At 49.0% G+C, this 26,290-nt stretch carries 28 protein-coding genes; 12 read left to right on the plus strand and 16 right to left on the minus strand.

Features of this window, described 5'->3' with window-relative positions; all coding sequences use genetic code 11:
* Position 1: 1 nt before the first annotated feature.
* From H608_RS0110565 to tgt, 4 genes are all read right to left on the minus strand, one after another.
* Positions 2-673 (minus strand): response regulator transcription factor, encoded by a 672-nt coding sequence (locus H608_RS0110565; RefSeq protein WP_028787656.1) that lies wholly within the window; start codon positions 671-673, stop codon positions 2-4.
* Between the two features lie 556 nt (positions 674-1,229).
* Positions 1,230-1,973 carry a class I SAM-dependent methyltransferase gene (locus H608_RS23610; protein WP_051268215.1) on the minus strand — a complete coding sequence of 248 codons (744 nt, stop codon included), beginning with the start codon at positions 1,971-1,973 and terminating at the stop codon, positions 1,230-1,232.
* 6 nt (positions 1,974-1,979) lie between these two features.
* Positions 1,980-2,636 (minus strand): response regulator transcription factor, encoded by a 657-nt coding sequence (locus tag H608_RS0110575; protein ID WP_028787657.1) that lies wholly within the window; start codon positions 2,634-2,636, stop codon positions 1,980-1,982.
* A 114-nt stretch (positions 2,637-2,750) separates the two neighbouring features.
* The gene (gene tgt, locus H608_RS0110580; RefSeq protein WP_028787658.1) at positions 2,751-3,890 is read right to left on the minus strand and encodes a tRNA guanosine(34) transglycosylase Tgt; all 1,140 of its coding nucleotides are present in this window, start codon (positions 3,888-3,890) and stop codon (positions 2,751-2,753) included.
* An 84-nt stretch (positions 3,891-3,974) separates the two neighbouring features.
* Between tgt and H608_RS21980 the strand changes: the two genes are divergently transcribed.
* The 3 genes from H608_RS21980 (at position 3,975) to H608_RS0110595 (ending at position 6,562) form a co-directional block, all read left to right on the plus strand.
* Positions 3,975-5,093: a glycosyltransferase gene (locus H608_RS21980; protein WP_038008145.1), complete on the plus strand. Its 1,119-nt coding sequence runs from the start codon at positions 3,975-3,977 to the stop codon at positions 5,091-5,093.
* 98 nt (positions 5,094-5,191) lie between these two features.
* Entirely contained in the window at positions 5,192-5,827 is a 636-nt protein-coding gene (rsmG, locus tag H608_RS0110590) for a 16S rRNA (guanine(527)-N(7))-methyltransferase RsmG (protein WP_028787659.1), read from the plus strand.
* 93 nt (positions 5,828-5,920) lie between these two features.
* Positions 5,921-6,562 carry a response regulator gene (locus H608_RS0110595; RefSeq protein WP_028787660.1) on the plus strand — a complete coding sequence of 214 codons (642 nt, stop codon included), beginning with the start codon at positions 5,921-5,923 and terminating at the stop codon, positions 6,560-6,562.
* A 399-nt stretch (positions 6,563-6,961) separates the two neighbouring features.
* Here the strand turns inward: H608_RS0110595 and H608_RS0110600 are convergent, their stop codons facing one another.
* The 5 genes from H608_RS0110600 to H608_RS0110620 all read right to left on the minus strand — a co-directional run bounded on the left by H608_RS0110600 (position 6,962) and on the right by H608_RS0110620 (position 11,947).
* Positions 6,962-8,800 (minus strand): M1 family metallopeptidase, encoded by a 1,839-nt coding sequence (locus tag H608_RS0110600; protein ID WP_028787661.1) that lies wholly within the window; start codon positions 8,798-8,800, stop codon positions 6,962-6,964.
* 5 nt (positions 8,801-8,805) lie between these two features.
* Positions 8,806-9,510 (minus strand): 16S rRNA (cytidine(1402)-2'-O)-methyltransferase, encoded by a 705-nt coding sequence (rsmI, locus tag H608_RS0110605; RefSeq protein ID WP_028787662.1) that lies wholly within the window; start codon positions 9,508-9,510, stop codon positions 8,806-8,808.
* A gap of 57 nt (positions 9,511-9,567) precedes the next feature.
* On the minus strand, positions 9,568-9,813 hold the full coding sequence (gene purS / locus H608_RS0110610; RefSeq protein WP_028787663.1) for a phosphoribosylformylglycinamidine synthase subunit PurS: 246 nt from the start codon (positions 9,811-9,813) through the stop codon (positions 9,568-9,570).
* Entirely contained in the window at positions 9,810-10,574 is a 765-nt protein-coding gene (locus H608_RS0110615) for a CDP-alcohol phosphatidyltransferase family protein (RefSeq protein WP_028787664.1), read from the minus strand. Before H608_RS0110615 ends, purS begins: the two co-directional genes overlap by 4 nt.
* Positions 10,575-10,654: 80 nt before the next feature.
* Positions 10,655-11,947, minus strand: coding sequence for an aminopeptidase P N-terminal domain-containing protein (locus H608_RS0110620; RefSeq protein ID WP_028787665.1), 1,293 nt, complete (start codon positions 11,945-11,947; stop codon positions 10,655-10,657).
* A 268-nt stretch (positions 11,948-12,215) separates the two neighbouring features.
* Between H608_RS0110620 and pckA the strand changes: the two genes are divergently transcribed.
* Both pckA and H608_RS21985 read left to right on the plus strand, forming a co-directional pair.
* A complete protein-coding gene (gene pckA / locus H608_RS0110630; protein ID WP_028787667.1) occupies positions 12,216-13,820 on the plus strand; it encodes a phosphoenolpyruvate carboxykinase (ATP) in 1,605 nt (534 codons plus the stop codon).
* 123 nt (positions 13,821-13,943) lie between these two features.
* Entirely contained in the window at positions 13,944-14,468 is a 525-nt protein-coding gene (locus H608_RS21985) for a DUF922 domain-containing protein (protein ID WP_051268217.1), read from the plus strand.
* Positions 14,469-14,618: 150 nt separating this feature from the next.
* Here the strand turns inward: H608_RS21985 and H608_RS0110640 are convergent, their stop codons facing one another.
* The gene (locus H608_RS0110640; protein WP_028787668.1) at positions 14,619-15,254 is read right to left on the minus strand and encodes a deoxynucleoside kinase; all 636 of its coding nucleotides are present in this window, start codon (positions 15,252-15,254) and stop codon (positions 14,619-14,621) included.
* A 205-nt stretch (positions 15,255-15,459) separates the two neighbouring features.
* Complete coding sequence (gene trpS / locus H608_RS0110645) at positions 15,460-16,464, minus strand: tryptophan--tRNA ligase (protein ID WP_028787669.1); 1,005 nt, start codon at positions 16,462-16,464, stop codon at positions 15,460-15,462.
* A gap of 63 nt (positions 16,465-16,527) precedes the next feature.
* On the opposite strand from trpS, the gene gatC reads away from it, so the two are divergent.
* From gatC to H608_RS0110660, 3 genes are read left to right on the plus strand one after another with little or no spacing between them, the layout of a single operon-like run.
* A complete protein-coding gene (gene gatC / locus H608_RS0110650; protein ID WP_028787670.1) occupies positions 16,528-16,818 on the plus strand; it encodes an Asp-tRNA(Asn)/Glu-tRNA(Gln) amidotransferase subunit GatC in 291 nt (96 codons plus the stop codon).
* A gap of 9 nt (positions 16,819-16,827) precedes the next feature.
* Positions 16,828-17,523, plus strand: a complete 696-nt coding sequence (locus H608_RS0110655; RefSeq protein ID WP_028787671.1) for an ABC transporter ATP-binding protein — start codon at positions 16,828-16,830, stop codon at positions 17,521-17,523.
* Positions 17,524-17,533: 10 nt separating this feature from the next.
* Positions 17,534-18,094, plus strand: a complete 561-nt coding sequence (locus H608_RS0110660; protein ID WP_028787672.1) for a cob(I)yrinic acid a,c-diamide adenosyltransferase — start codon at positions 17,534-17,536, stop codon at positions 18,092-18,094.
* On the opposite strand, the gene H608_RS24765 is transcribed toward H608_RS0110660, so the two are convergent.
* Entirely contained in the window at positions 18,095-19,186 is a 1,092-nt protein-coding gene (locus tag H608_RS24765) for an ATP-binding cassette domain-containing protein (RefSeq protein WP_081658857.1), read from the minus strand. It abuts the gene before it with no gap.
* 265 nt (positions 19,187-19,451) lie between these two features.
* On the opposite strand from H608_RS24765, the gene H608_RS0110670 reads away from it, so the two are divergent.
* Complete coding sequence (locus H608_RS0110670) at positions 19,452-19,673, plus strand: DUF2795 domain-containing protein (protein WP_028787673.1); 222 nt, start codon at positions 19,452-19,454, stop codon at positions 19,671-19,673.
* 158 nt (positions 19,674-19,831) lie between these two features.
* Here H608_RS0110670 and H608_RS0110675 read toward each other — a convergent pair whose 3' ends face one another.
* From H608_RS0110675 to H608_RS0110690, 4 genes are all read right to left on the minus strand, one after another.
* Positions 19,832-20,653 (minus strand): enoyl-ACP reductase FabI, encoded by an 822-nt coding sequence (locus H608_RS0110675; protein WP_028787674.1) that lies wholly within the window; start codon positions 20,651-20,653, stop codon positions 19,832-19,834.
* A 78-nt stretch (positions 20,654-20,731) separates the two neighbouring features.
* A complete protein-coding gene (recN, locus tag H608_RS0110680; RefSeq protein ID WP_028787675.1) occupies positions 20,732-22,390 on the minus strand; it encodes a DNA repair protein RecN in 1,659 nt (552 codons plus the stop codon).
* 99 nt (positions 22,391-22,489) lie between these two features.
* Entirely contained in the window at positions 22,490-23,242 is a 753-nt protein-coding gene (locus H608_RS0110685; protein WP_028787676.1) for a zinc ribbon domain-containing protein, read from the minus strand.
* 29 nt (positions 23,243-23,271) lie between these two features.
* Positions 23,272-24,369, minus strand: a complete 1,098-nt coding sequence (locus tag H608_RS0110690) for a Nif3-like dinuclear metal center hexameric protein (protein WP_028787677.1) — start codon at positions 24,367-24,369, stop codon at positions 23,272-23,274.
* 271 nt (positions 24,370-24,640) lie between these two features.
* Between H608_RS0110690 and H608_RS0110695 the strand changes: the two genes are divergently transcribed.
* The 3 genes from H608_RS0110695 (at position 24,641) to H608_RS0110705 (ending at position 26,210) form a co-directional block, all read left to right on the plus strand.
* Positions 24,641-25,225, plus strand: coding sequence for a hypothetical protein (locus H608_RS0110695; protein WP_028787678.1), 585 nt, complete (start codon positions 24,641-24,643; stop codon positions 25,223-25,225).
* Between the two features lie 44 nt (positions 25,226-25,269).
* A complete protein-coding gene (locus H608_RS0110700; RefSeq protein ID WP_028787679.1) occupies positions 25,270-25,740 on the plus strand; it encodes a peroxiredoxin in 471 nt (156 codons plus the stop codon).
* A 134-nt stretch (positions 25,741-25,874) separates the two neighbouring features.
* Positions 25,875-26,210 carry a T9SS type A sorting domain-containing protein gene (locus H608_RS0110705; protein WP_028787680.1) on the plus strand — a complete coding sequence of 112 codons (336 nt, stop codon included), beginning with the start codon at positions 25,875-25,877 and terminating at the stop codon, positions 26,208-26,210.
* Positions 26,211-26,290 lie beyond the last annotated feature (80 nt).

Raw genomic sequence — 26,290 nt, forward strand, 5'->3', positions numbered from 1 at the left:
ATCAAGGTTGTTCTACCAGTCCGGCCTTCACCGCATACATCACCAGCCCGGCCATTGATTTGGTGCCGGTTTTGGTTTTGAGTTTGTCGCGGATAGCTTCAACTGTACGGGGACTGAGGTCCACCATATCAGCGATCTCCTTGGTGCTCTTCTCTTCACACATCAATTTCAGGATAGTGATTTCTTTCTCGGTCAACTGCACTTCAGCGGGAGCAGAAGCTTCCACTACACGTTTGGTGCGCAGGCCGCTGAGAAGCGCCTTGTTGGTAAGGTCGTTGAAATAAAAATCCTGCTCGTATACCGCGCGGATGGCTTCATAGATCATTTCCGAACCCGACTCTTTGGTCAGGTAGGAATTGGCTCCGATCTCCATCATCTTGGAAATCACCGAATGGTCGTTGTGCATGGACAACATGATCACCTTAATGTTGGGATAGAGTTTTTTGATCTCGGGAAGTGTTGACAGCCCATCCATAATAGGCATCTGAATATCCAGCAGCACTACATCGGGTTGAATATGGCGCAACAGGTTGAGTAACTGCATACCATTTTCAGCTTCGGCTACCATCTGGATATCTTTCCGGCTGGAAAGAGACGTCTTGACGCCGGTGCGAAACAAAGTGTGGTCGTCGGCAATAGCTACTTTAATCACAGCGTTGGTCTCGTTTTTCATTGGATTATCGATTAGTAAAAAGTTAGGTAATTGGACGTTATTCTGCGGTGCAAGATGGAAAAATCCCCCAAAAATAAATATAGTAGAAATACTTGATTTCGTTTTTGTGGAAAGTACCGGTTGATATATATCAATACCGGTTTCCACTTATGCACACCTAAGGGGTTTGTAAAAATGCTCGTAATTCTACGTATGAACACGTAAAATCCGATGTTTTAGAATCAGGCAGTAATGCGATTGTCCACATTGGAGTGTGGATATACATTTGTCTCAGAAAGTTGATAGCGACAGAAGGACCGTTACTTTTTGAATCATCCAATATCCCTAACCGTCCAGAAAAAGTTCTTTCCAATACCTTTGATTAACCACGACGATCCCCCACTGCTGTCAACTTTCTATTTTTCTTTGCTCAACTATCCGCTGTCCGTTTTTAAGATCAGATTTTCCTTTTGAAAACTAACCGCCTTAACCAGTTTTCTTATTTGTGAGATTCGCAACCAATGAACGAAATGAAAAGTCCCCGCCAAGGCGGGGACTTTTTTGCTTTTATGCTTTTTTATTTTTTGATAGCAACAATATAGGCCCGTGGTTCACCCACGGTGAATTTTTTCCGGCCCGGAATGCTATAGATTTCTTCGATGGCAAAGCCGGCTCCCTGCAACAGCTGGTCCATTTCCCCCACAGAAAAAATATAATCCACGCCTTTCTTGGTTTCCGTGCTTCCGTCGGCAGCAATGATAAGATGTTCAGCTTCGATGCGGCTGGGGAAAAATTCGTAACGGCATTCGCTGATATAGCGCATACCGGCGGCGTGCGCCCAGGTGCGGGGAGTGAACTGTTTGATGGCGATTTCGGCCAGCGACCAGGTATTGATCAGCAGATGGCCTCCGGTCTTCAGGCCGGCTGCCGTGTTCTTCAAAATACCGGCAGCTTCTTCCGCTGAAAAGAAATTGAGGCTGTTGCCCATGCAAATCGCCAGATCGGCACTGGCATCGTGTACGTAACCGGCAATATCGGCCTTTATGGCCGTTACCGGCAACCCTTCGGCTGTTGCAGCCTTTTCCACATCGGCGATATAAGCAGCAAGGTTATCGACTGCCGTGACCCGGATGCCTTTACGGCCCAGTGCCAATGCATGCCGTCCGTAGCCGCACATCAGATCGAGTACGGAAGAAGTTTTATCCAGTTCAAAATAACCTTCCATGAACTCCGCTTCCTTTTGGGTAAGCTCGGCCGGAATGATATCGCGCCAGATATCCTTATAGTAACCGTCGAAATAAGTATTGTTGATATTCTCCATCGGGCTTTATTCGAGCAGTTTGTTGCGCATGGCATACATCACCAGGCCGGCGATGGTTTTGGCCCCGGCTTTCTGCTTCATGTTCTGCCGGATGGTTTCGATCGTACGCGGGCTGAGAAACACCTCCTTGGATATCTCTTCCGTGGTTTTGTCTTCTGCTATCAGCTTGAGTATTTTAAGTTCCTTCTCTGAGAACTTAACAGGATTGGGATAGAACTGGCGTACGGTTTTCTTGTGCTGGAGTTTGAGCAGCACGGCTTTGTTTACCAGTTCATTGAAATAGAAATCATCGTTCATGCAGGTGAGGATCGCCTGGTAGATCTCTTCGGGATCTGTTGTTTTGGTGAGGTAGGCGTTGGCGCCCATCTCCATCATCTTGGTGATCATTTCCTGGTCGTCGTACATGGTGAGTACGATGATCTTGACGGCTTCATACTCTTTGCGGATCATACCGATGGCATTGATCCCGTCAATCTCAGGCATACGGATATCCATAAGGACCACATCCGGCTCCTTGAGCTTGAGTTTATGCATCAGATCTTTTCCATCTTCCGCCTCCCAGATTATTTTCAGGTATTCCTTATCTCTCAGAGACATCCTGATACCATCACGGAATATCTTATGATCATCGGCGATGGCTACCTTGATTTGCTGAGCAGTCATTCCAATTCATTTATTCATCTCCGGTCAGGGGACCGAAAGCGGGGTTAGTTAATTACGTTCAAACCTACATTAAAAAGCTGAGTTTACCCAGCACTCGATCAGGTGGTTTCCTGTTTACAGGCGTTGCTGCATCCTGATCACCATCTCGTTCTTCCAACCGGTAAAGTCACCGGCCAGGATATGTGCCCTTGCTTCTTTCACCAGCCAGAGGTAAAACGCCAGGTTATGTACGCTGGCGATGGTATAGCCCAGTATCTCTTTTGATTTCATCAGGTGACGCAGATAGGCCTTGCTGTAATAGCTGCTGGTATCACAACCGATGGTGTCATCTATCGGGGAAAAGTCGAACTCCCATTTCTTGTTGTCGATATTGATCACGCCGTTGGCGGTGAACAGCATGGCATTGCGTCCGTTGCGGGTGGGCATTACGCAGTCAAACATGTCCACACCCATGCCTATGCATTCCAGGATATTCCAGGGTGTGCCCACGCCCATCAGGTAACGGGGTTTGCTGGCCGGCAGATGCTCGCAGCACCATTCGCATATTTCATACATCACTTCGGTAGGCTCTCCGACGCTAAGTCCGCCGATGGCATTGCCGGTGGCTTCTTTGGAAGAGATGTATTCGCAGGATTGCTTGCGCAGGTCGCGGAAGGTGCCGCCCTGTACAATGGGAAACAGGTTCTGGGTATAACCATATTTATCCTCCGTACCGGTGAACCGCGCAAAACAGCGGTCCAGCCAGCGGTGGGTCAGTTCCATACTGGTGCGGGCATATTGATAATCGCTGCCGCCGGGCGGGCATTCGTCAAATGCCATCATGATGTCGCCACCGATAGTACGTTCGATATCCATTACCGCTTCGGGGGTAAAGAGATGTTTGCTGCCATCGATATGCGACTGAAAGGTGACGCCTTCTTCTTTGATCTTGCGGGTGCCTGCCAGGGAGAAGACCTGGTAACCGCCACTGTCCGTAAGAATCGGTGCGTTCCAGCCATTGAACTTGTGCAAACCGCCAGCCTTCTCCAATACTTCCAACCCGGGACGGAGATAAAGATGATAGGTATTACCCAGGATGATCTCGGCTTTTACCTCCTGTTTCAGTTGTTGTTTGGTGACGGCTTTTACGGTACCGGCAGTACCAACGGGCATGAAGATGGGCGTCTCGATCTGACCGTGGTCGGTGGTTATTCTACCGGCGCGGGCCCTGGAACCGGTATCGGTGTGGTGTAATTCAAATTGTAATGCGGCCATAGCCGGCAAAGATACGGCTGTTAACGCTAGTGTCCAATGCAGGAAGCTTACTGTCAATTCATTCCTTCCCTATCTTTGCCCTTTATGCCACTACCTGACTTAGGAGAATGCCTTTTTCTCGCGCTTGCGGCTGTCACCGCTGTACAGCTATTCTATTACCTGTATTTTTTTATACGGTTAACTTTTTACAAACCGGCTGAACGGTTGATTTCGCAACAACATCCCGTGTCGGTAGTCGTATGCGCACGCGATGAAGACGAGAACCTCGCACGTCACCTGCCGGGCCTGCTGGTGCAACATTATACCAGCACCTTTGAAGTGATCGTAGTCAATGACAATTCACTTGACGACTCCAAATACATTCTGCAAGAGTTGAAAAAAACATTCAAGACACTGAATGTAGTGGAACTCACGCAGGAAGCTAAACTGATTGCCGGGAAAAAATATCCGCTGTCTATCGGCATCCGCGAAGCAAAACATGAAGTGTTGTTGTTGACAGACGCAGATTGCGTACCCGCAACCGAACACTGGATACAGAAAATGCAGGAAGCCTATGCGCCGGGTATCGAACTCGTATTAGGCTATGGCGCTTATCATAAAGCACCGGGTTTGCTGAATAAAGTCATCCGTCTTGAAACCTTTCATTCGGCGCTTCAATACCTCTCCTATGCGTTGGCTGGATTGCCGTACATGGGCGTAGGCCGTAATCTTTCTTATAAAAAAGACCTGTTTCTGCGCAACAAAGGCTTTGCCTCTATCAACCATCTTCCCGGTGGGGATGATGATCTGTTTGTAAGTAAAGTGGCCACCAAAACGAATACAGCCATCCAGATCGATGAAGAAGCGCGCACTTTATCAGTGCCGAAGAGGACCTGGAAAGAATGGCGCCGGCAGAAAAAAAGACATTACAGTACTGCCAAATTCTACAAACCCGTACATAAATTTTTACTGGGACTGTACTCGCTGAGTCATTTCCTTTTTTATCCGCTGGTAGCGGCCACGGCCATCTTTGGCGATTGGCGGCTGGCGGCCGGATTGTTTGGTCTGCGCCTGATTGTGCAGCTGTGGGTATGGTATAAACCGTTACGTCGTCTGGGTGAGCGCGATCTTTACGGATGGCTGCCGTTCTTCGACCTGTGGATGTTCATTTATTATATCTGCTTTGCACCGTCGCTGTGGCGGAAAGCGAAAAAGACCTGGTAAGAAATAGTTGTCAGCCCTGAGGACAGGATGATGGCGCAGACATCCTCCCTTCATTGCCTGATCCTCAAATTTTCAAATTGCCTGTTTAACTTCGTCCCATGGAGCTTTTAACGAAATACTTTTCAGACTTTACGCCGAAGCAGGTGGAGCAATTCACGGCGCTCGGCCCGTTGTATAAAGAGTGGAATGAAAAGATCAATGTCATTTCCCGTAAAAACATTGACAACCTCTATGAACAGCATGTGCTCCATTCGCTGAGTATTGCCGCAGTATTTGAATTTCGCGCGGGCATGACCATCCTCGACCTGGGAACGGGCGGAGGTTTTCCGGGTGTGCCGTTGGCTATTTTTTTCCCCGAAGTAAAATTCATCCTGGTCGACAGCATTGCCAAAAAGCTGAAAGTGATCAATGAAGTAGCCGCTGCAACCGGCCTCACCAATATCACCACCCGGCACAGCCGTGTGGAAGACCTGAAAGATATAAAGGTGGATATGGTGGTATCAAGAGCCGTGGCACCGCTGAAAGATCTGTGGCAATGGACGCGTCCCCTACTGCGCCGAGGCGCAGCAACCGGTGGCGACGTGCCCGGTCCGGGATTGATCTGCCTGAAAGGCGGCGACCTGGCCGAAGAAATCCAGGCAAGCCTTACACGTCCGCGTGTGATCAACATCGACGGGCTATTCGAAGAAGAATTCTTCCATGAAAAATACCTGCTTTACGTACCCCGCAGTTGATCTTGTAAAAAGTACCAGTTTGTGGTATTGCCCGGTAAACGGTGGTAGCTGAAATTTGCAGACAGGTTTTTAAAGGCTCAAAAACACTAGTGGATGGAAGCGATCAAGGTATGTATAGTAGATGACAACAGCCAACTGCGCAGCACGTTGCAGGAAATCATCAGTATGTCTGAGGATTACCGATGTGTAGGCACGATGGCTACGGCCGAACAGGCCATCCGGGAAATTCCCGACATCAATCCCGATGTAGTATTAATGGATATCAACCTCGGTACCGTGGAGAGTGGAATCGATTGTGTGCGGGCCCTGAAGCCGCAGATGCCGGCCACCAACTTCATGATGTGTACGGTATATGAAGAAGACGAGAAAATCTTCGAAGCCCTGCGCGCGGGTGCCAGTGGTTATATCCTCAAAAAAACGACTCCTTCCATTCTGCTGCATGCTATCCGCGAACTGTACGAAGGCGGCGCACCTATGAGCAGCCAGATCGCGCGCAAGGTGGTAGCAGCTTTCAGCCAGCAGAACGCCCAGCGCGAAAACGATCAGGAGATCAGCAAACTTACCAACCGCGAAAAAGAGATCCTGGAATGGCTTTCCAAGGGACTGACCTACAAAGAAATAGCTGCCAACCTGTTTCTGAGCCCCGAAACCATCCGGAAGCACGTTTATCACATCTATGAGAAACTGCACGTCACGAACCGCGTAGAAGCGGTGAACAAGTTCTTCGGCAGGTAAGAAAAATACCACGAAAGTGGTATTGCTCCGCCCCAACGGTCCAATTATCTTCGCTTTGCACATTAACCATAAACCTGACTCAAGACTACCTGGAATTTATTACGGGTTCTAATCAAAAACCATAAGACCACCCACGAGGGTGGTTTTTAGCGTGTAGGAGTGAATGGTGAATCGTCAATCGTCAATCGTGAATAAAACAGCCATCGCTCGTGCCCTTCGGGAACCGCGGGAGCGCTCAATAAGTGAATGGTGAATCGTGAATGATACAGCCGTGAATGGTCCCTGAGGCCGATACTTCGGCCCTCGAAGGGCCATTCACGGCTGAACTTATAACTTATTACTCACTACCTGGTGGGCCAGGCCATATTTTCAAATCATCAAATTTTCAAATTAGCTCCCTCAGGGTTTACGCAATTCAATCTTATTATTTCTCCTGTCCAGATCGGCGAGACGCTGCGACGGATCTATTTCGCCTGCCTGGATGTCCATCAGACGGCGGTTCGTGCTGATCGTGTAGGTTTCGCTGGTCCATTTCCAGGCAGGATATACCGTCCTCGGAATATCGTTCTCCGCCGGCTTCGCTCCGTACATCAGATCGAGGGGAACATAATGTATTTCTTTGGTGCCATCATGGAAACTCAGTTGGAAGTCGATGGGCATCGGGATCATACCTTTCCGCCGCAGGCGTATATTGGTCTTGCCTCCCTCTTCCCACAGACTGTCGATTGCGTAATCGATGCTCTTGGTTGAATTCACCCAATAGTCTTTGTACCAATCGAGTTCGATGCCGGTTGCTTTTTCCGCTACGCGGATAAAATCGGCTGCATTCGGATGTTTAAAACGCCAGAGATTGTAATAGTTCATCAGCACTTTGTCGCGCTGCTGCGCTCCAAGGATATAACCCAGCTGCTCGATGAACACGGCACCCTTGAGGTAAGCCGCAGAACTGTAGGCGCTGTTGGTATTGAAATGATCGGCGTGCGTAGTCAGCGGTTCTTCACGGCCGCTGCGTACCAACGAAAAATAACCGCGGTATATATCGCCCGAGGTAAAGCCATTGTTGCCTGCCAGCCAGCCTTCTACGCGGCTCTCCGCATATTGCGTAAAGCCTTCGTCCATCCAGGCATATTGCGATTCATCCGTAGCAAGCATGCCCTGGTACCAACTGTGCAGCCACTCGTGCAGCCACGCACCCGGACCGTACAGTAAAGTCGCCATCGGATATTCCATGCCGCCGTCGCCGCCATGAATAAAAGAATATTGTTTCCATGGATAAGCACCGAAGTTTTTTTCCATGTAGGGCAATGCTTTCGCGGCCTGTACCAATATGTCTTCCCACTCCGCAGCAGAGGCGGTTGTTGGTTTATAGAAAAGGTGCAGCGTGAGATCGTCGCGCACTTTTTGTGTTTTATGGATGAATTCAGGATCCGCTGCCCATACAAAATCATGCACATTCGGCGCGGTGAATTTCCAGGTCAGTTTGTCTCCCGCGGGACGCGTTACTTTGGCCCCCGGTGTTTCATATCCGTAACCGATCTGGTTGGCATTCTGCAGGTAACCGGTACCGCCGATGATGTATTTTTTATCCAATGTAATGTTGACGTTGAAGTCTCCCCATACACCATAAAACTCGCGGGCGATATAAGGATTGGGATGCCATCCGTCGTAATCGTATTCGCAGATCTTCGGATACCACTGGCTCATGGAGTAGCGTACTTTGGTAGACGGATTATCGCGGCCGCTGCGGCGGACCTGCAACGGCACCTGTGCTTCAAATTCCATGTCGAACACTACTTTGCTGCCCGGCATGATCGGCTTATTCAGTTTTACTTCCAGGATTGTTTCCAGCACTTCATACGATACCGGCTGGCCATTCATTTTTAACGACAATACTTTCTGGTAACCGATCTCATCGGGTTTGAGGTTGGCGATGCGGTCTTTCACCCTTCCGTCCCAGTCAGGATTCTGGCCGTTAAGGATCGTGCCCTGGCGGCGGCTGCGCGTATCCATCATGCTGCCGGGCTGAAAGGCGTTCCAGTACAGATGATAAAAAACGCGGTGCAGGGTATCCGGTGAATTGTTCCAGTATTCCAGTTTCTGGCGGCCGGTCAGGCGATTAGTATTAACGTTCATGTCCACGTCCATGTCGTACTTCACGCGTTGTTGCCAGCGGTCGGGCTGGGCCTGTAATGCAGACAAGCCGGAGGCGGCGAATAATAAAAAGATCAGCCTTTTCATGCCATTTAATTTTCGTTATCCAAATATTCTGTCTTGCGGCCGGGCTTTTCTGCGCCGGCTATAATGAGTACGATTTCCCCCTTCACTCCTTTTTCGGTAAAATACGTTTCCAGTTCTGCCAGCGTTCCGCGTTTGTTTTCTTCAAATAGTTTGGTCAGTTCGCGGCTTACGCTTGCGTGGCGGTCGTCACCGAAAAATTCGCGCAGATCGCCGAGTGTGCGCACGAGCCGCATGGGCGATTCGTAAAGGATGATCGTGCGTTCTTCCTGGGCCAATTGTTTCAGCATGGTCTGCCTTCCTTTTTTTGGCGGCAGAAACCCTTCAAATACAAATCTGTTGGTTGGTATCCCACTGTTGACGAGGGCCGGTACAAAAGCCGTTGCACCCGGCAGGCATTCCACTTTTATGCCGTGGCGTACACATTCGCGCACCAGCAGGAAAGCCGGATCGGAAATACCGGGTGTGCCGGCATCAGTTACCACGGCCATGGTGCGCCCTTCCTGCAGCTGGCTTACGAGATGCTGCACAATCTTATGTTCGTTGTGCTGGTGATAAGGAGTGAGCGATTTCTGAATCTGGTAATGATTCAGCAAGTGCGAAGTGGTGCGCGTGTCTTCGGCAAGTATCAGGTCCACCTCCTTCAATACCTCCAGCGCGCGGAGGGTAATATCTTTCAGGTTACCGATCGGAGTGGGAACGAGGTAAAGCATATAAATAAAACAGCTGGCCGGGTATGCGCCGGCCAGCATGTGCTGCGCAGGCAGCTATTAGTTTACATGAATTTCAAAATATTCCATTACGGGATTGGAGAGCAGTTTTTTACTTGCTTCTTCCGCCAGTTCGCGCGCCTGGTCGGCTGTTGCTGCATTCACCTGCAGCGTAATGCTTTTGCCGATGCGTACGTCTTCAATGCCATTCAAACCCAGACTATGCAATCCGCCGATCACTGCTTTTCCCTGTGGATCGAGCAACTCTTTGTGCGGCATTACTTTTATTTCAACCGTAAATGTCATGCTGTTTTTGTTTTGAGCACCAAAGATAAGAGTATGTAGGCGATTATCACGACGGGAACCGCCAGCCATTGCAGCAATAAAGCTGCTGCTACCGCTATAACCAGCAGCAACAGTTTGGGCACATTATTTTTCAGCGAATAGTCCTTGAATTTGAGGCTCATCAGTGGCAAGGTACTCACCATCAGGTAACTCACTACCGCGATAATGGCGTAGAGGAACCATTTGTTGCGTAGCAATCCTACGATCGTTTCGTTCTCGCTGTTCCAGTAGATCAACGGGATGGATGCCACCAGCAGACCCGCAGCCGGCGCGGGCAATCCCTTAAAAGAAAATTGCTGGCTTTTATCCAGGTTGAAACGTGCAAGCCTCCATGCCGCAGCGGCGGCCACAAAAAATGCCGGTACCAGCCACAGGAAAGAAGCGTCCAGTCCGTCTTCCTGGCGGGCAACGGCATTGCGCAGGAACTGGTATAAGATCATACCGGGCGCTACGCCAAAGCTCACCACATCCGACAGGGAATCGAGTTGCGCACCCATTTCAGAATCCGCACGCAGCAACCGCGCAAGAAATCCATCGAGAAAATCCACTACCGCTGCCAGACCGATAAACAGGCTGGCCATCCAGATTTCTTCGGGCACTTCGAGTACCTGTACTCCGCTGGCATCAACATATACGGAGATACCGTTCTGCAGAACATACACGATGGCTATACACCCGAATACCAGATTCAGCAGGGTGAAAAAATTGGGGACTTGCTTCATGCGGGAATAATAAGGCTGTGAAAATAGGAAAATACAGAGACAAACGAAAGGCCGACTATTCGGCCCGACTATTCGGCCTGTTACTTACGTTTCATCAGTGCTTCAATATCTTCCACCGTAATCGGTATATTTTTCATCAGGTCTTTATTGCCGCTCTTTGTAATCCACAAGTTATTTTCGATCCGGATACCCATTTGTTCTTCTTCAATATAAATACCCGGCTCAACGGTAAATACCATGCCTGCTTTGATTGGCGACGTGCGCGTACCAAGGTCATGCACGTCGATACCCAGGTGATGTGAAATACCATGATAAAGATATTTGCGGTAAGCGCGGTTGTCGGCATCTTCATTTTTCACATCCGCTTTGGAAAGCAGGCCGATCTTGATGAATTGTTTGGTCGCTTCTTCTCCTACTTTATCGGTGTAATCAAGAATGGTAATGCCCGGCTTCAGCAGGCTCTTGGCATAATTATGTAAATGCAGACAGGCATTATAAACGGTTTTCTGCCGCGCAGTAAACTTGCCGTTAACAGGCACGGTGCGCGTAAGGTCGGCGCAATAGCCGCCATATTCAGCGCCAAAGTCCATCAGAATCAGTTCGCCGTCTTTGCATTCCTGGTTATTGGACACATAATGCAGGATGCGGGCGTTATCGCCGCTTGCCACGATAGAGCCGTATGCTTCACCGGTGGCGCGCTGGCGGAGAAAGGAGGAAATAATTTCTGCTTCTATTTCATATTCCATGATGCCCGGACGGATCGTCTTCAGCAAATGACGGAACGTGTTATCGGTGATATCGATGGCCTGTTGCAACACTTCCACTTCCAGCGGCGTTTTGATCTCGCGCAGTTCGCGGAAAAGTCTGGCCGCACGCTCGTAACGGTGAAGCGGATAACGGGCTTTCATCTCTGCTACAAAACGGTAATCGCGTGTTTGCACCAGGCTGCCTTTTCGGTCATTTTCATTGGTATCGAGATAAATAGTATCGGAGAGATGTATCCATGTTTGCAAAAGGGCATCCAGGCTATCGAGCCATACAATGGTTTTGATACCGCTGAGTGCGGTTGCTTCTGCTGCACGCAGGCGCTTACCATCCCATTTTTCTTTCAGTTCGTTGGGACGCACGAGCACAAGCACTTCGCGGTACCGCGGATCCGGGTTGTCAGGGAAAAGCACCACGAGGCTGTCTTCCTGCGTTACACCGCTCAGCCAGTAGAGATCACTGTTTTGTTTAAAACGATAGATGGCATCGCCATTGCTGGGCACCTCATCATTACCGATGATTACAGCAATGGAATTGGGAGACATTTTATCAATAAACCGTTTTCTGTTGCGAACGAACAATTCCGGATTAAGGGGCAAATTCTTCATACAAGTCATTTAAAGCCTTAAAGATAAAGCACATGGGAATTACCGGCGTACCGTTTACCATAATCTTAAGTACTGACCAAAGAAATACATATTCTCCAGCAAGAACCCGCAACTTGTTTAATTTGTTCACATTTGACCGCATTGGATAGAAAAAATCAAAAAAATGATCATTTTTTATCATTTCATCTAATATGTACCACTAACACTTGTTAGCAAACAAAGCAGTTTCCTCCTTACCTTTGATTCCTCATCAAATTCACTTGCTTGCATGTCATACCCAACGATTTTATTACCCCGTGACCTGCTGGTGCAGACGGGTCTACGCAATTCATCTTCCATTCGTTATCAACTTAGTCCCGACGAGCTTGTTCAGGATTCACTTCGCATCGGCGAAGGAGTGTTGAGTGATACCGGTGCGCTCGTAATCCGTACCGGAGAATTTACCGGACGTTCGCCGAAGGATAAATTTATTGTAAAAGATGAACTGACTGCGGATACTGTTCATTGGAATGAATTTAACCAGCCTATCAGCGAAGAACATTACAGCATTATCCATCGTGAGATACAAAAGTATTTGGAGAAGCTGCCCGAAGTATGGATTCGCGATTGTTATGCCTGTGCAGATCCGCGTTACCGCATCAATATCCGGGTGATCAATGAGAAGCCCTGGAACAACCTGTTTGCCTACAACATGTTTCTTCGTCCTACCGAAGAAGAACTCGATAATTTCAAAACCGACTGGACCGTTATTTCGGCGCCTGGTCTCCGCCTCGATCCGGCCGTATGTGGTACACGCCAGCACAATGCATCGGTGGTATCCTTCAAACACCGCACGATCCTGATAGCCGGAAGTGGCTATACGGGCGAAACGAAAAAAGGCATCTTTACTATTCTCAATTATATCCTGCCGCTCGAGAAGAAAATACTGAGCATGCACTGCTCTGCCAACATGGGCGAAGACGGCGATACCGCAGTATTCTTTGGTCTCAGCGGCACCGGCAAAACAACCTTAAGTGCCGACCCCAACCGCAAACTGATCGGTGATGATGAGCATGCATGGACAGATGACAATGTCTTCAACTTTGAAGGCGGTTGTTATGCAAAAACCATCAACCTCACCGAAGAAAAAGAACCGGAAATATTTCATGCCATCCGCCCCGGAGCACTGGTAGAAAATACAGTATTCATTCCCGGTACCAATACCATCGACTTCGAAGACGGAAGTATTACCGAAAACACACGCGTATCTTATCCTTTACATTATATCAGCAATGCCCAGGAACCGTCGATCGGTAACCTGCCGAAGAACATCTTCTTCCTTACCTGTGATGCGTTTGGTGTGTTGCCTCCGATCTCGCGTCTTACACCGGGTCAGGCGATGTATCAATTCATTTCAGGCTATACGGCAAAAGTGGCCGGCACAGAAGCCGGGGTTACTGAGCCGAAGCCTACCTTCAGTGCCTGTTTTGGCGCACCTTTCCTGCCGCTGCATCCCGGAGCCTACGCTGATATGCTGGGTAAAAAAATGCAGGACAACAAAGTGAATGTATGGCTGATCAATACCGGCTGGACCGGCGGCCCTTACGGTACAGGCAACCGTATGAAACTTTCTTACACACGTGCCATGATCACTGCAGCACTCGAAGGAAAACTGAATGATGTTGCCTATCATACCGATCCTGTATTTGGCATGTCGGTACCGGCATCATGTCCCGGAGTGCCGGACAATATCCTGCAGCCGCGCGAAACATGGGCTGATAAAAAAGCCTATGATGAAAAGGCAACTTACCTGGCAGGATTGTTCAACAAGAATTTTGAAAAATACAAGGACGGACTGAGCGAGGAAATCCTTGCCGCCGCTCCCAGATCATAGTCTCCCCGGACGGTTTCTTGTCAAAACCCGTTCACCAAACCAGTGGGAACGGGTTTTTCATTTTTTTAACTATGTAAAGACAATGCCGTTGAAATTTCGGAGCTTCACGTACGTTAATGTGACATGTTAGCTTACCTTATCTTCCCCTTTCTCTGGCTTAGCCAACTGAGTACTGCAGCGGAAATCGGCTGGAGTGCGGACCGGCCGCTTACCTGGTCTGATTACAAGGCCAAACCTGATCCGTCGTCGGGAGCTGCGGCGTCCACAGCCACTTTTCTCGGGTTCGATTATCAGTACCGTAATGGAACGCTTACCTATAAAATCACTAATACATTTTCACCCGACCGTTCCTGGGGCCGGCACAAAACGGCTTATATACTTGCCCACGAGCAAGGACATTTTGATATCGCCGAAATTTATGCGCGCAAATTATACCAGCGCATGAGTGCGTATAAACCGGGCAAAAATTTTCAGAAAGATCTCGGGCAGATTTATGAAAATGTGAGCAACGAGAAAGCGGTTTACCAGCAGCAATACGATCGCGAAACCAATCATAGTATCAAGACCGATGAGCAGGCCGCCTGGCTGAAGAAAATAGCGGAGGAGCTGAAAGCGACGGAGGAGTGGAAGAGCTATCCGAGAAGGTGAAAGGCAAAAGGTGTAAGGTGTAAGTAAAACAGCCACGGCTGTTCATTGACGATTCACCATTCACGATTGACGGCTTCGGGAGCCTCAGCGAGCCAATCGCTATTCCTTTATTCACCATTCACTTATTGACTTATTCACCCATTGCTCCCCTTAAAACAATCCGTACAACTGGCTATCAACCTTCGCAAGGATCTCACCAAGGTCTTCTTCTTTTTCCGCAAATTTATTCTTGTCTACATCGATCACCAGCAGCGGACCTTCCTGGTACGAATCGATCCACTTGTTGTAATATTCGTTGAGGCGTTTGAGATAATCGAGGCGGATATTTTCTTCGTATTCGCGGCCGCGCTTTTGAATTTGTCCTACCAGTGTGGGCACGGATGCCTGCAGGTAGATCAGCAGATCGGGCGGCTGAACCAGCGTTTTAAGCGTCTGGAAGAAATGATAGTAGTTGTCGAAGTCGCGCTTGCTCATCAGGCCCATTTCATGCAGGTTGGGCGCAAAGATGTTCGCATCTTCATAAATGGTGCGGTCCTGGATGATGGTCTCGGTACCACGCTGAATATCGACCAGTTGTTGCAGACGGCTGTTCAGGAAATAGATCTGCAGGTTGAAACTCCAACGCGGCATGTCCTCATAAAAATCCATGAGGTAGGGATTGTGATCCACGTCTTCAAAGTTCGGAATCCACTTGTAGTGTTTAGCCAGTAACTCAGTAAGCGTAGTCTTGCCGGCGCCGATATTACCGGCCACCGCAATATGTTTTGGTTTTTTACTTTTTGCCATAATAAAAAAGACCGGTCACAACGACCGTATCAGGTCAACGAATATATGCTAAATAGTGAATTGTTAATTGGCAATTGTGAAGCTGGTTGAAGCCGAAGTATCGGGCTCTCGAAGCCAGCCGTCAATGGTCAATCGTGAATCGTCAATGAAACAGCCATGGCTGTTTTACTTACAACTTATTACTTACTACTTATTACTTATAACCTTAGTAGTAATTCAATCCGATCGCTTCGCGCACCAGTTCAATCGTCGCACGGGCACTTTGGCGGGCCTTTTCCGCTCCTTTCTCCATGATCTCTTTCAGGTATTTCTCATCTGTACGGATCGCCTCGGCCTTCTCGCGGATCGGAGCGATAAAATTCACCATGTCTTCACCCAATTGTTTTTTCATATCGCCGTAGCGGATCGTGCAGCCATTGTAGTCCTGTTCAAATTTTTCCACCACCTCCCGCTCGCTTACCAGTTGCATCAATTGAAACAGGTTCTCGATATAATCGGGCTTGGGGGAATTGGGTTCCTTAGGCCCCCCGTCAGTCAGCGCCTTCTTCACCTTATCGCGGATCGATTGATCGCTGTCAGACAGATATAAGGTAGCATACTGATTTTCACTCTTGCTCATTTTTCCTTTGCCATCCAGGCTGGGCACTTTTACCAGCTCGCCGCCGTAGTTGAACGCATGTGGTTCGGGAAACACATCTCCGTAATTATGATTAAACCGATTGGCAAAAGTGCGCGACATTTCCAGGTGTTGTTCCTGGTCTTTTCCTACCGGCACCAACGATGCGCGATGAAGCAGAATATCCGCCGCCTGCAAAACAGGGTAGGTCAGCAGGCCGGCATTTACGTTGTCTGGATGCTGCCGCACCTTATCTTTAAAAGTAACCGTTTTTTCCAACTCCCCTACGCGGGCCATCATGTTCAGGTACAGATAAAGTTCAGATGTTTCATATACATGGCTCTGGCAATACAGCGCTACCTTGTCGGGATCCAGTCCGCAGGCAACGTGCTCAGCCAATACGCGGTGTATGTTGCCTTTCAGCTCTTTGGTATCGGGATGCGTAGTCAGCGAATGCAGATCGGCCAACATGAAATAGCAGGTATATTCATCCTGCATGCGTACGTAGTTGCGGAGGGCACCAAAGTAGTTGCCCAGGTGCAAAAATCCGGTAGGCCGGATACCGCTCATCACTATTTGATTCTGCTGTGCCATAGGGCGGCGAAGATAACAATTAACCGGGAGTCAGAGCTCCCAACTCTGTGCTATATTTGCTTTATGGAAGTCAATGACGCTTTGGTGGACAAACTGGCACACCTTGCAAGGTTGAGCTTTGATGGCCAGGAAAAAGAGGGCATCAAACAGGACCTGCAAAAGATGATCACGTTCGTGGAAAAGCTCAATGAGCTGGACCTGGAAAACGTAGAGCCGCTCATTCACATGAGTCCCGAAGTAAACGTACTGCGGAACGACGAAATACGTGGTTCGGTAAGCCGTGAGGAAGCGCTTAAAAATGCGCCCGAAACCGACGGTGAATTCTTCCTGGTTCCGAAAGTTATCAAACGCTAATCAGCGCCCATGCAATCAATCATTCATCTGGAAAATATCCGCAAGAGCTACTTCATGGGCAAGAATGAACTTGAAGTGCTGAAAGGCGTATCCCTCGACATTTTCCGCAACGAATACGTGGCCCTGATGGGACCGTCCGGCTCTGGAAAAAGTACCCTGATGAATATCCTCGGCGCACTCGACACTCCCAGCGCAGGTAAATATATTCTCAACGGACATGATGTGAGCAAAATGGAAGACAATGCGCTCGCCGAAGTCCGCAACAAAGAGATCGGTTTCGTATTCCAGCAGTTCAATCTGCTGCCCCGTCTTACTGCGTTGGAAAATGTAGCCCTGCCGCTGGTATACGCAGGCGTCGGACGCAAACAACGCAACGAAAAAGCCTTGCATGTGCTCGACATGGTACGGCTCACCGACCGTGCCGATCACAAACCCAACGAACTGTCCGGCGGACAATCCCAACGGGTGGCCATCGCCCGGGCACTGGTCAATGACCCTTCAATTATACTCGCCGACGAACCGACGGGTAACCTCGATACCAAGACCTCTTACGAGATCATGGACATCTTCGGACAAATACATTCCGGTGGCAATACGGTTGTGCTGGTAACGCACGAAGAAGATATTGCCGATCACGCCCGCCGTGTGATCCGCTTGCGCGATGGCGTGATCGAAAGCGATAAACAAAATGCAGCTCAACGTTAACTCCTTCCCCATGGCATTTAAGATCTATACCAAAACCGGCGACAAAGGTTCTACCTCCCTGATCGGCGGCACCAAAGTATCTAAAGCACATCTGCGTATAGAAACCTATGGTACGGTGGACGAGCTCAATTCATTCATCGGTCTCTGCCGCGATATGATCACGGATGAAGACGGCCGTGCTACCTTGCTGGAAATACAGGACCGGCTTTTCACCATCGGCTCTGCCCTGGCCACTGATCCGGAGAAGGATACCAAAATGAAGCTGCCCGATCTGCATACGGCCGATGTAACGGTACTGGAAGAGGCAATCGATAAGATGAATGAAAGCCTGCCCGAGATGAAACATTTTATTTTGCCCGGCGGGCATCCGGCTGTTTCGCAATTACATATTACACGATGCGTTTGCCGTCGTGCAGAAAGGAGTGTGATACGCCTATCGGAAGAAGGCGGTGAAGTGCCCGAACTGATAGCCGTTTACCTGAATAGATTGAGTGATTACTTTTTCGTGCTGGCCCGCTACACGGGTTACCTGCTTAATGCCGAAGAAATTCCCTGGCGGCCGCGCCTCTGATCAGGCTACAATTTTTCCATCGCGCATATAGAGCACCCGGTCGCTGAGTTTAGCGAGATCTTCGTTGTGCGTAACGATGAGAAAGGTTTGCCCGAACTTATCCCGCAGCTCAAAGAACAGGCGATGTAATTCCTGTGCGTTGGCCGTATCGAGGTTGCCGGAAGGTTCATCCGCAAATACAATTCCCGGATTATTGATAAGTGCCCTTGCCACGGCTACACGTTGCTGTTCGCCGCCGGATAACTGATTGGGTTTATTTTCTTTGCGGTGCGACAGGCCGAGCATGTCCAGCAGCCGTTCGGCTTCCGCTTTTACTTCAGCTTTCTTTCTGCCGGCCAGCCATCCGGGAATACAAACATTCTCCAATGCCGTAAACTCGGGCAACAGGTGGTGAAACTGGAAGACAAACCCGATGCGGCGGTTGCGGAACAAGGCCAGTTGTTTCGGTGACAAACTATCACTATTACCGGTTGTATAGGGTATCGTCGCATCGGCCACCACGGTATTTACAAGTGAATCGTGCCAGCCGGTGGGCCGTTTCGCCATAAGGCTGAAGGGTTCAAAGGGTATATGCCTGCAAAGCGAACGGAGGATCACCGTTTTCCAGGACGGCCGGGCGCCATTGTGCGTTACGTATACGCGGGTGCCTGTAAGGAATTTGGCCAATGTGCGGCCTGTGAGTCCTTCCAGCACGGAATAATAAACAAGGGACAAAACGATGGACGCGGGCGCCCCGTAAAGCAGGTAATTTCCCAAGCCAGGTTCCAGTTCATACCGGGAAAAAAGCCATTCAAAAAAGAAAAAGAGGGGCACGCCCAGGATGGCGGTATCAGCCAGGAAATTAATCAGCCGGCGGACCCAGGAGGCGGGTACAATCCCCGTGTCTTTGGCGCGCTGGATAACGGTACCGTCCATTTCCACGAGACCGTTATCGGCCTGATCGAGTGTGCCGAGAATATGCAGCAGGGTGCTTTTGCCGGAGCCGGAAGGCCCGACAATGGACACGATCTCTCCCTTCTGTATCTCTACATCCACTCCCTGCAGCACCTGCACGGCTCCGTAACTTTTATGAATATTTTTTCCACTGATCATGCAGCCAAAGATGGGTTTTAAGAATCAAATATCTGTAAAACAATTGCCCTTACAAAACCGTTAAGAGGGAACAAACGATTTTTTTAACAACCACCCCGGATATAACCGGACCCGGAATCGGCGCAATATAAAAGCCCTGAAGCGTGAAAACACCCGTATTGTCGGGGAAACTTTGGATTTGGAAAGTTCGTTAATAAGGCTACATTTGCGAAAATTTCCGGGTTTCTGAAGCTGGAATCCGGTTGAAAACTAAACCTTTTACAAGATGTTTTGGACACTCGAATTAGCATCATACCTTGAAGATGCACCCTGGCCCGCTACGAAAGATGAGTTGATTGACTACTCAATCCGCAGTGGCGCTCCTATTGAGGTAGTGGAAAACCTTCAGGAACTGGAAGATGAAGGTGATGTGTATGAAACAATCGAGGACATCTGGCCTGATTATCCTACGCAGGACGACTTCCTGTTCAACGAAGACGAATATTAACGTTATAAAGAAGAAACCCTCACGATGTGAGGGTTTCTTCTTTATAAGTCAAAATGCAAAAGTCAAAACCGTGAATGGTGAATCGTCAATCGTGAATGGCTGTTTCATTTTCACATTTACACACTTTCAAATTTTCACATTCAGTATAAGGCTTTGCCTTATACTGACTCCACTCCCAGGCTCGTCATTACTTCCATGCTTACGCCGGTTGTTGAATAACCACCATCATGGAAAAGATTCTGCATAGTCACCATACGGGTAAGATCAGAGAACAGCGAAATACAATAGTTCGCGCAATCTTCTGCGGTTGCATTGCCAAGCGGGGCAATGGCATTGGCATAATCATAAAAATCGCCAAACCCTTTGATACCGGTACCTGCCGTTGTTTTTGTCGGAGACTGTGATACAGTATTGATCCGTACTTTTTTCTTCAGACCATAATGATAGCCGAAGCTGCGGGCGATAGACTCGAGCATGGCTTTGATATCCGCCATATCGGTATAGAACGGATAGGTCCGTTGCGCCGCCATATAGGTCAGTGCCACTACGCTTCCCCAATCGTTGATCGCGTCCAGTTTCATGGCCACGGCTAACATTTTATGCAGGGAAAGGGCAGACACATCGATGCCTTTCTGGAAAAAATCATAATTGGATTCGGTGTAAGGAATATTCTTGCGGATATTCACGCTCATACCGATTGAATGCAGCACGAAGTCGATCTTGCCGCCCAGCACTTCCTGTGAACGGGTAAAAAGATGGGTTAGTTCCTCTACATTGGTAGCGTCGGCCGGAATGATCTCTGATCCTGTTTTCTCTGCCAGCTTTTTGATCTCTCCCATACGCATGGCAATCGGAGCATTGGTCAGCACGAATGTGGCTCCTTCTTCGTGGGCTTTTTCAGCCACTTTCCAGGCAATGGAGTTTTCGTCCAGGGCTCCGGTGATAATTCCTCTTTTTCCTTTCAACAGATTATAAGACATAGCAATTGGTATTTGTGGCGGTAAAAATAAGAAGTTTAGGTTTTCCCGCATCCGTCCGGGAGATTTAACAGCCGGGGATCAGCCGCCGACCATCTCGCGGGCATTTTCCAGGGCCGCCGCTGTCGGTTTCTCACCGCTCAGCATCTGGGCAATGGCCGTAATGCGCTCATCCCTGCTTAGCTGCCGGATGTTGGTCCTCACGGTGTCGCCCTGTGCCTGTTTATACACAAAAAAATGCGCATCAGCCTTGCCCGCTATCTGCGGCTGGTGCGTGATGCAGATCACCTGGCGGCTGGTGGCCAGGTCTTTCATAATCACGCCTACCTGTTTGGCCGCCTCCCCGGAAATGCCCGTATCGATCTCGTCAAATATCAATGTGGGCAGGTCGATGCGCTCAGCCACCAGTGATTTTATACAAAGCATCAGGCGGCTCAATTCGCCACCGCTGGCTACTTTGCCCACCGGCTGAAATTGATTGCTCTTGTTGGCATCAAATAAAAATTCGATCGCATCGGCGCCATGTGCACCGGGATTTTCAACAGGTGTGATGGACACTTTCAGTCGGGCATTGGGCATGCCCACCTGGGCCAGCAGTTTGTTTACCTTTTGCTCCAGCGGAGCTGTTTGCTGCTGACGGGCAGCCGATAACGCCGCCGCCAGCTTGCGTAATTCTTTTTCCAACGCGGCTGTTTCCTTCGCCCGCGTTTCGATGGCTTCGTCTATTTGCAGTACGGCCTGCAGTTTTTCTTCCAACTGGTCCTTAATCGCTATCAGTTCGGCGGTAGACGACACGCCATGTTTTTTCTGCAATTTATAACCGAGCGAAAGACGTTCATTGAGCTGTTCGATCTTTGCGGGATCGTGTTGTACCTGGCTGCTGATGCGGTCCACTTCATCGGCAATGTCTTTGATCTCCACCTGTGCGGCCTGCATTCTTTCTATCAAAGCCGGCAGTTCTGCGTGATAACCGCTTACCTGTCCCAATTGGCCCTGCAGGCTTTTGAGTTGCTGCACAATGGGCGTTTCACTTTCTTCCAGCTCAAAGTATATGCGGCTGAGTGCGGCCTTGATACTTTCCGCATGACTGAGTGTACGCAGGCTGAGTTCGGCTTCTTCGAGTTCATCCGCAGAGAAAGCGGCATCCTCGAGTTCGGTATACTGAAACTTATTATAGTCGGCTTCTTTATCGAATTGTTCTTTTTGCGCGCGTAAGGCTTCCCATTCGCGGCGGGCCTGCTGCCAGCGGGTGTACACCCCATGATAATCGTGCAGAAGAGTCGCATTGCCCGCAAGGGCATCGATCACCTGGCGTTGAAAGTCGCTTTCTCCGATCTCGCGGGTATCGAATTGCTGGTGCATATCCACGAGCAGCGAGCTGAGTTGATTGAGTTGCGTGAGCGTAACGGGTGTGTCATTGATGAAAGCGCGGCTTTTACCGTTAACGGCGATCTCGCGGCGGATATTGACTTCATCCTGTACATCGAGTTCTTCCTGTTCGAGAAATGTGCGCACGGCTTTTTTCCCTTTTACATCAAACCATCCCTCTACCACACATTTCTTTTCTTTATTGACGAGTACGGCGGAGTCGGCACGTTGACCCAGGATGAGGCCCAGTGCGCCGACGATGATGGATTTACCGGCACCCGTTTCACCGGTGATGCTGTTCATGTGCTTTGAAAAAGGCACTTCCAGTTCATCGATGATTGCATAGTTCTGTATAAAAAGTCGTTGCAGCATAGAAAAGGATCGGGCTGCAATTTAGGGAAAGGAAAAAGGGAATAAAAAAAATTCCCCTCACGGATGGTGAGGGGAACCGGAATTGCTGTAAAAAGCTTATCAGATTTCGATGTTGTTGTTCAGTTCTTCGTCAACCAGGATACGGCCGCAGTTTTCGCAAACCATTACCTTTTTATGTTGACGGATTTCGCTTTGTTTCTGCGGAGGAATAGCATAAAAGCAACCGCCACAGGCGTCACGCTCAACCGGTACAACGGCCAGGCCATTGCGGTAGTTGGTGCGGATCTTTTCGTAGCTGGCCAAAAGGCGGGGGTCTACGGCAGCACGGGCAGCTTCGGCCTGCTTCAGGTATTGGGTTTCTTCCTGCTCGTTAGCGGCGATGATTTTTTCCAGCTCTGACTTTTTAGAAGCCAGTACGCCTTCTTTCATGCCGATATTTTTCTTTGCTTTTTCGAGGGTGATCGCTTTTTCGGCAATCTCTTCGTTAGCGTCTTTGATATGCTTTTCAGCCAGCTTCACTTCAAGCTGTTGCATTTCAATTTCTTTGTTGATCGCTTCAAACTCGCGGTTGTTCTTCACATTCTCGCTCTGCTTCTCGTATTTCTTCACCAGCGCTTCTGCTTCCTTGATGGCTTCCTTGCGTTGGTTGATAAATTCAGTAACGCCATTGATCTCCTCCTCAATGCGGGTCTGGCGGGCGTACAGACCCTGGATCTCGTCTTCCAGGTCGGCAACTTCCATAGGAAGTTCGCCTTTCAGGATGCGGATCTCATCCAACTTGCTGTCGATCTTTTGCAGATTGACAAGGGAACTCAGTTTTTCTTCAACTGAAAATTCTTTAACGGTTGCCATTTATAAGACGTATTAATTTGACGAATTGATTACAGGTAATAGCGTACAGGGTTCGTTATTATCCCGGTTTTAAGGACGGCAAAGGTAGTAAATTTTTCGGCTAATTGCTCCGCCAGCAGGTCAATGGTGAATTGCTCGCTTTCAAAATGACCGATATCCGCGATCAGGATCCGGCCATCGGCATCAAAAAACTCGTGATATTTCATATCGCCGGTCACGTAGGCATCTGCCTGAGCCGCTAACGCACTGGAAACCAGGAAACTCCCCGCTCCACCACACAAAGCTACTTTCCGGATGGGTTTGCCTGTTGGAGGTGTATGCCGTACCAATTGCAAGCCGAATTTTTCCCTGAGCAGCGCCAGAAATGCCGTGATTTCGAGGGCTTCGGGCAAATAACCCGTTACACCCGCACCCAATCCCGGCTGGGCATTGGCCAACGGCACCAGGTCGTAGGCCACTTCTTCATAAGGATGGGCAGCCAGCAGGGCGGCAACAACCGCGGATTGCCGGTATTGTGGCAGTACTACTTCCACACGTACTTCCGGCTCATGATGTTGCTGGTCTTTTTCACCGACAAAGGGTTGGGTGCCCTCGCCTGCCCTGAACGTGCCCGTTCCTTCGGTATTAAAACTGCAATCGCTGTAACGGCCGATAACGCCGGCGCCTGCGTCGAATAAGGCCTGCCGCACCTGTGCAGCCTGCGCCCGCGGAACGAACGTAAAAAGTTTCAGCAGTGTACCTGTTTTCGGGGCCAGTATTTGAATGTCGGTCAGTCCGAATACTTCGGCCATTCTCCCGCTTACGCCACTGATCACATTATCGAGATTGGTGTGAATGGCGTAAATGGCTATATCTTTTTTAATGGCATCGATGACGGTACGTTCTACATAATTGCGGCCGGTGATGCGTTTCAATCCTTTGAAAATAAGCGGATGATGCGCCACTACCAGGTTGCAGCCCCGATCCGCCGCTTCCTGCACCACTGCCTCCGTCACATCGAGGCAGCAAAGCACGCCGGTGCAATCCCATGCAGGATCTCCGGTGAGCAAACCAGCGTTATCATAACTTTCCTGAAGGGAAGGGTGGGCCCATCCTTCGAGGAAACGGACAATATCTGCAATCTTCATGGGATAAAAATAAGTGAATAAGTCAATCAGTGAATGGTGAATTGTCAATCGTGAATCGTGAATGGTGAATCGTCAATGGTTATGCAAGAGTATCAACCTCTGCGCCTTCATTACTTCGCGCCTTTGCGTGAAAAGAAGCTGTGTACACGCACATCTGCATAAGGAGCAAACCTTACGCCCTATGCCTTAAGCCTTACACCTTTCGCCTCATTACTTATAACTTAACACCCCTCTCAGATCGGATATTCTAAAAAAATCTTACCTTTTGTACATGCTCAAACGCACTACCGTCAAATTTCTGCTGGCCGTGTTGGTAATCACCGGCCTTGCCGGCACGGCCGACGACGCGTCGCTGACCGCGGCCGAGAAAAAAGTAGTGGTAAAATACTTAAAGGATAGCCGTGATCAATTGTTGTCGGAGTATAAAAAGTTCTCGGAGAAGCAAGCGCGCTTTATACCGCAGCCGGATGGCACGTCCGCTGAAATTATCATGATTGCACAGCATTTATGGGAAAATGGTGCCTGGGAAAAACTGAAAAAAGCCATGCGGCAACATCCCCCTACAGACGGCAGTTCGCCTTGTGAGGCTTATGCACCTGAATTTACCGGCTGGACTATTTACCCGCCACTTTCACGTTTGAGCATACAACCTTCTGCTGGTGAATACAAATCAATCCGCCAGTCGGGCATCCGCTACGTGCGCAATTCCACTGAAAATTTCAAAACACATTATGTTGCGGCGGAAGATGGATGTGTAACAGGGTATCAATACCTGATTAGCATCATCGAACGTACCAACGAAACCACTGCTTATCTTCGCAACATCCGCCAGCATCCACAATTTCCGGCGGAATGATTCTTGTAGCACTGTATTTTATTTAACCGAAACATATCATCACCATGGCATTGAAAGTTGGCGATAAAGCCCCTGATTTCACCTTACCTGACACGGAAAAAAACGAAGTGGCCCTTTCCTCGCTGAAAGGTGAAAATGTATTGCTGTTGTTCTTTCCATTGGCCTTTACCAGTGTATGCACCAAAGAGCTTTGCAGTGTGCGCGACAACCTGTCGCAGTACAACGATGCGCAGGTACGCGTGCTGGGCATCTCGGTGGACTCGCCGTTTACGCTGGCAAAATTCAAAGCGGAACAAGGCTTGAATTTTTCCCTGCTGAGCGACTTCAACAAAACGGCATCAGCGGATTATGGAAGTCTGTATGAAACGTTTGCATTGGGCATGAAAGGTGTATCCAAGCGATCGGCTTTCCTGATTGACAAGGACGGCATCGTGCGCTACGCTGAAGTGTTGGAAAATGCGGGTGAAGTGCCTGATTTCGACGCCATCCGTGGCGAAATGGCGAAAATTGGCTGAAAAATTCGTTAAAAAGCAAGGCTCTCTAGCAACTAAATAATTGATTTCCAATTGAGTCAGAAAATTGCGGCAAATGACTTGCGTATATGCTTAAAACGGTCTATTATTGAGGAAATAAAATTAACTTTGGTTCGTTGAAGAGAATTTTACCTATACTACTTATCATACTGTTTTCGGCTACTTCTTCCCAGGCACAATCGACGCCTGCGGGAGGTGGTGAAGCCAAAATAGTCAGGTTCTATCCGAACCCGGCGACCTCTTATATCAACTTTGAGATCAAGAGCCGGTACCAGAAAGGATTGACCCTGCAGGTATATAGTTTTCTTGGTAAAAAAGTATTCGAACAGCAAAATGTGCAGGAAAAGACAACCGTCAACCTCACAGAATTCACCCGCGGCGTATACGTCTACCACCTCATCGATGCTTCCGGAAAGATCATCGACACGAATAAGTTTCAGGTCTCCAAATAATGTGTAAATGTGCCCAACTTCGTTGGGTCCGTGTGAAAATGTGGAAATGCATTTAATGTAATTTCCAGCTTGGGTTTAAC

The organism is Terrimonas ferruginea DSM 30193, assembly GCF_000425585.1.
In the GTDB taxonomy this organism is placed as follows: Bacteria; Bacteroidota; Bacteroidia; order Chitinophagales; family Chitinophagaceae; genus Terrimonas; species Terrimonas ferruginea.

Bases quoted from the DNA above. Each gene is read 5' to 3' on its own strand.
- H608_RS0110565 (WP_028787656.1), bottom strand. From the start codon at position 673: ATGAAAAACGAGACCAACGCTGTGATTAAAGTAGCTATTGCCGACGAC.
- H608_RS23610 (WP_051268215.1), bottom strand. From the start codon at position 1,973: ATGGAGAATATCAACAATACTTATTTCGACGGTTACTATAAGGATATC.
- H608_RS0110575 (WP_028787657.1), bottom strand. From the start codon at position 2,636: ATGACTGCTCAGCAAATCAAGGTAGCCATCGCCGATGATCATAAGATA.
- tgt (WP_028787658.1), bottom strand. From the start codon at position 3,890: ATGGCCGCATTACAATTTGAATTACACCACACCGATACCGGTTCCAGG.
- H608_RS21980 (WP_038008145.1), top strand. From the start codon at position 3,975: ATGCCACTACCTGACTTAGGAGAATGCCTTTTTCTCGCGCTTGCGGCT.
- rsmG (WP_028787659.1), top strand. From the start codon at position 5,192: ATGGAGCTTTTAACGAAATACTTTTCAGACTTTACGCCGAAGCAGGTG.
- H608_RS0110595 (WP_028787660.1), top strand. From the start codon at position 5,921: ATGGAAGCGATCAAGGTATGTATAGTAGATGACAACAGCCAACTGCGC.
- H608_RS0110600 (WP_028787661.1), bottom strand. From the start codon at position 8,800: ATGAAAAGGCTGATCTTTTTATTATTCGCCGCCTCCGGCTTGTCTGCA.
- rsmI (WP_028787662.1), bottom strand. From the start codon at position 9,510: ATGCTTTACCTCGTTCCCACTCCGATCGGTAACCTGAAAGATATTACC.
- purS (WP_028787663.1), bottom strand. From the start codon at position 9,813: ATGACATTTACGGTTGAAATAAAAGTAATGCCGCACAAAGAGTTGCTC.
- H608_RS0110615 (WP_028787664.1), bottom strand. From the start codon at position 10,574: ATGAAGCAAGTCCCCAATTTTTTCACCCTGCTGAATCTGGTATTCGGG.
- H608_RS0110620 (WP_028787665.1), bottom strand. From the start codon at position 11,947: ATGAAGAATTTGCCCCTTAATCCGGAATTGTTCGTTCGCAACAGAAAA.
- pckA (WP_028787667.1), top strand. From the start codon at position 12,216: ATGTCATACCCAACGATTTTATTACCCCGTGACCTGCTGGTGCAGACG.
- H608_RS21985 (WP_051268217.1), top strand. From the start codon at position 13,944: ATGTTAGCTTACCTTATCTTCCCCTTTCTCTGGCTTAGCCAACTGAGT.
- H608_RS0110640 (WP_028787668.1), bottom strand. From the start codon at position 15,254: ATGGCAAAAAGTAAAAAACCAAAACATATTGCGGTGGCCGGTAATATC.
- trpS (WP_028787669.1), bottom strand. From the start codon at position 16,464: ATGGCACAGCAGAATCAAATAGTGATGAGCGGTATCCGGCCTACCGGA.
- gatC (WP_028787670.1), top strand. From the start codon at position 16,528: ATGGAAGTCAATGACGCTTTGGTGGACAAACTGGCACACCTTGCAAGG.
- H608_RS0110655 (WP_028787671.1), top strand. From the start codon at position 16,828: ATGCAATCAATCATTCATCTGGAAAATATCCGCAAGAGCTACTTCATG.
- H608_RS0110660 (WP_028787672.1), top strand. From the start codon at position 17,534: ATGGCATTTAAGATCTATACCAAAACCGGCGACAAAGGTTCTACCTCC.
- H608_RS24765 (WP_081658857.1), bottom strand. From the start codon at position 19,186: ATGATCAGTGGAAAAAATATTCATAAAAGTTACGGAGCCGTGCAGGTG.
- H608_RS0110670 (WP_028787673.1), top strand. From the start codon at position 19,452: ATGTTTTGGACACTCGAATTAGCATCATACCTTGAAGATGCACCCTGG.
- H608_RS0110675 (WP_028787674.1), bottom strand. From the start codon at position 20,653: ATGTCTTATAATCTGTTGAAAGGAAAAAGAGGAATTATCACCGGAGCC.
- recN (WP_028787675.1), bottom strand. From the start codon at position 22,390: ATGCTGCAACGACTTTTTATACAGAACTATGCAATCATCGATGAACTG.
- H608_RS0110685 (WP_028787676.1), bottom strand. From the start codon at position 23,242: ATGGCAACCGTTAAAGAATTTTCAGTTGAAGAAAAACTGAGTTCCCTT.
- H608_RS0110690 (WP_028787677.1), bottom strand. From the start codon at position 24,369: ATGAAGATTGCAGATATTGTCCGTTTCCTCGAAGGATGGGCCCACCCT.
- H608_RS0110695 (WP_028787678.1), top strand. From the start codon at position 24,641: ATGCTCAAACGCACTACCGTCAAATTTCTGCTGGCCGTGTTGGTAATC.
- H608_RS0110700 (WP_028787679.1), top strand. From the start codon at position 25,270: ATGGCATTGAAAGTTGGCGATAAAGCCCCTGATTTCACCTTACCTGAC.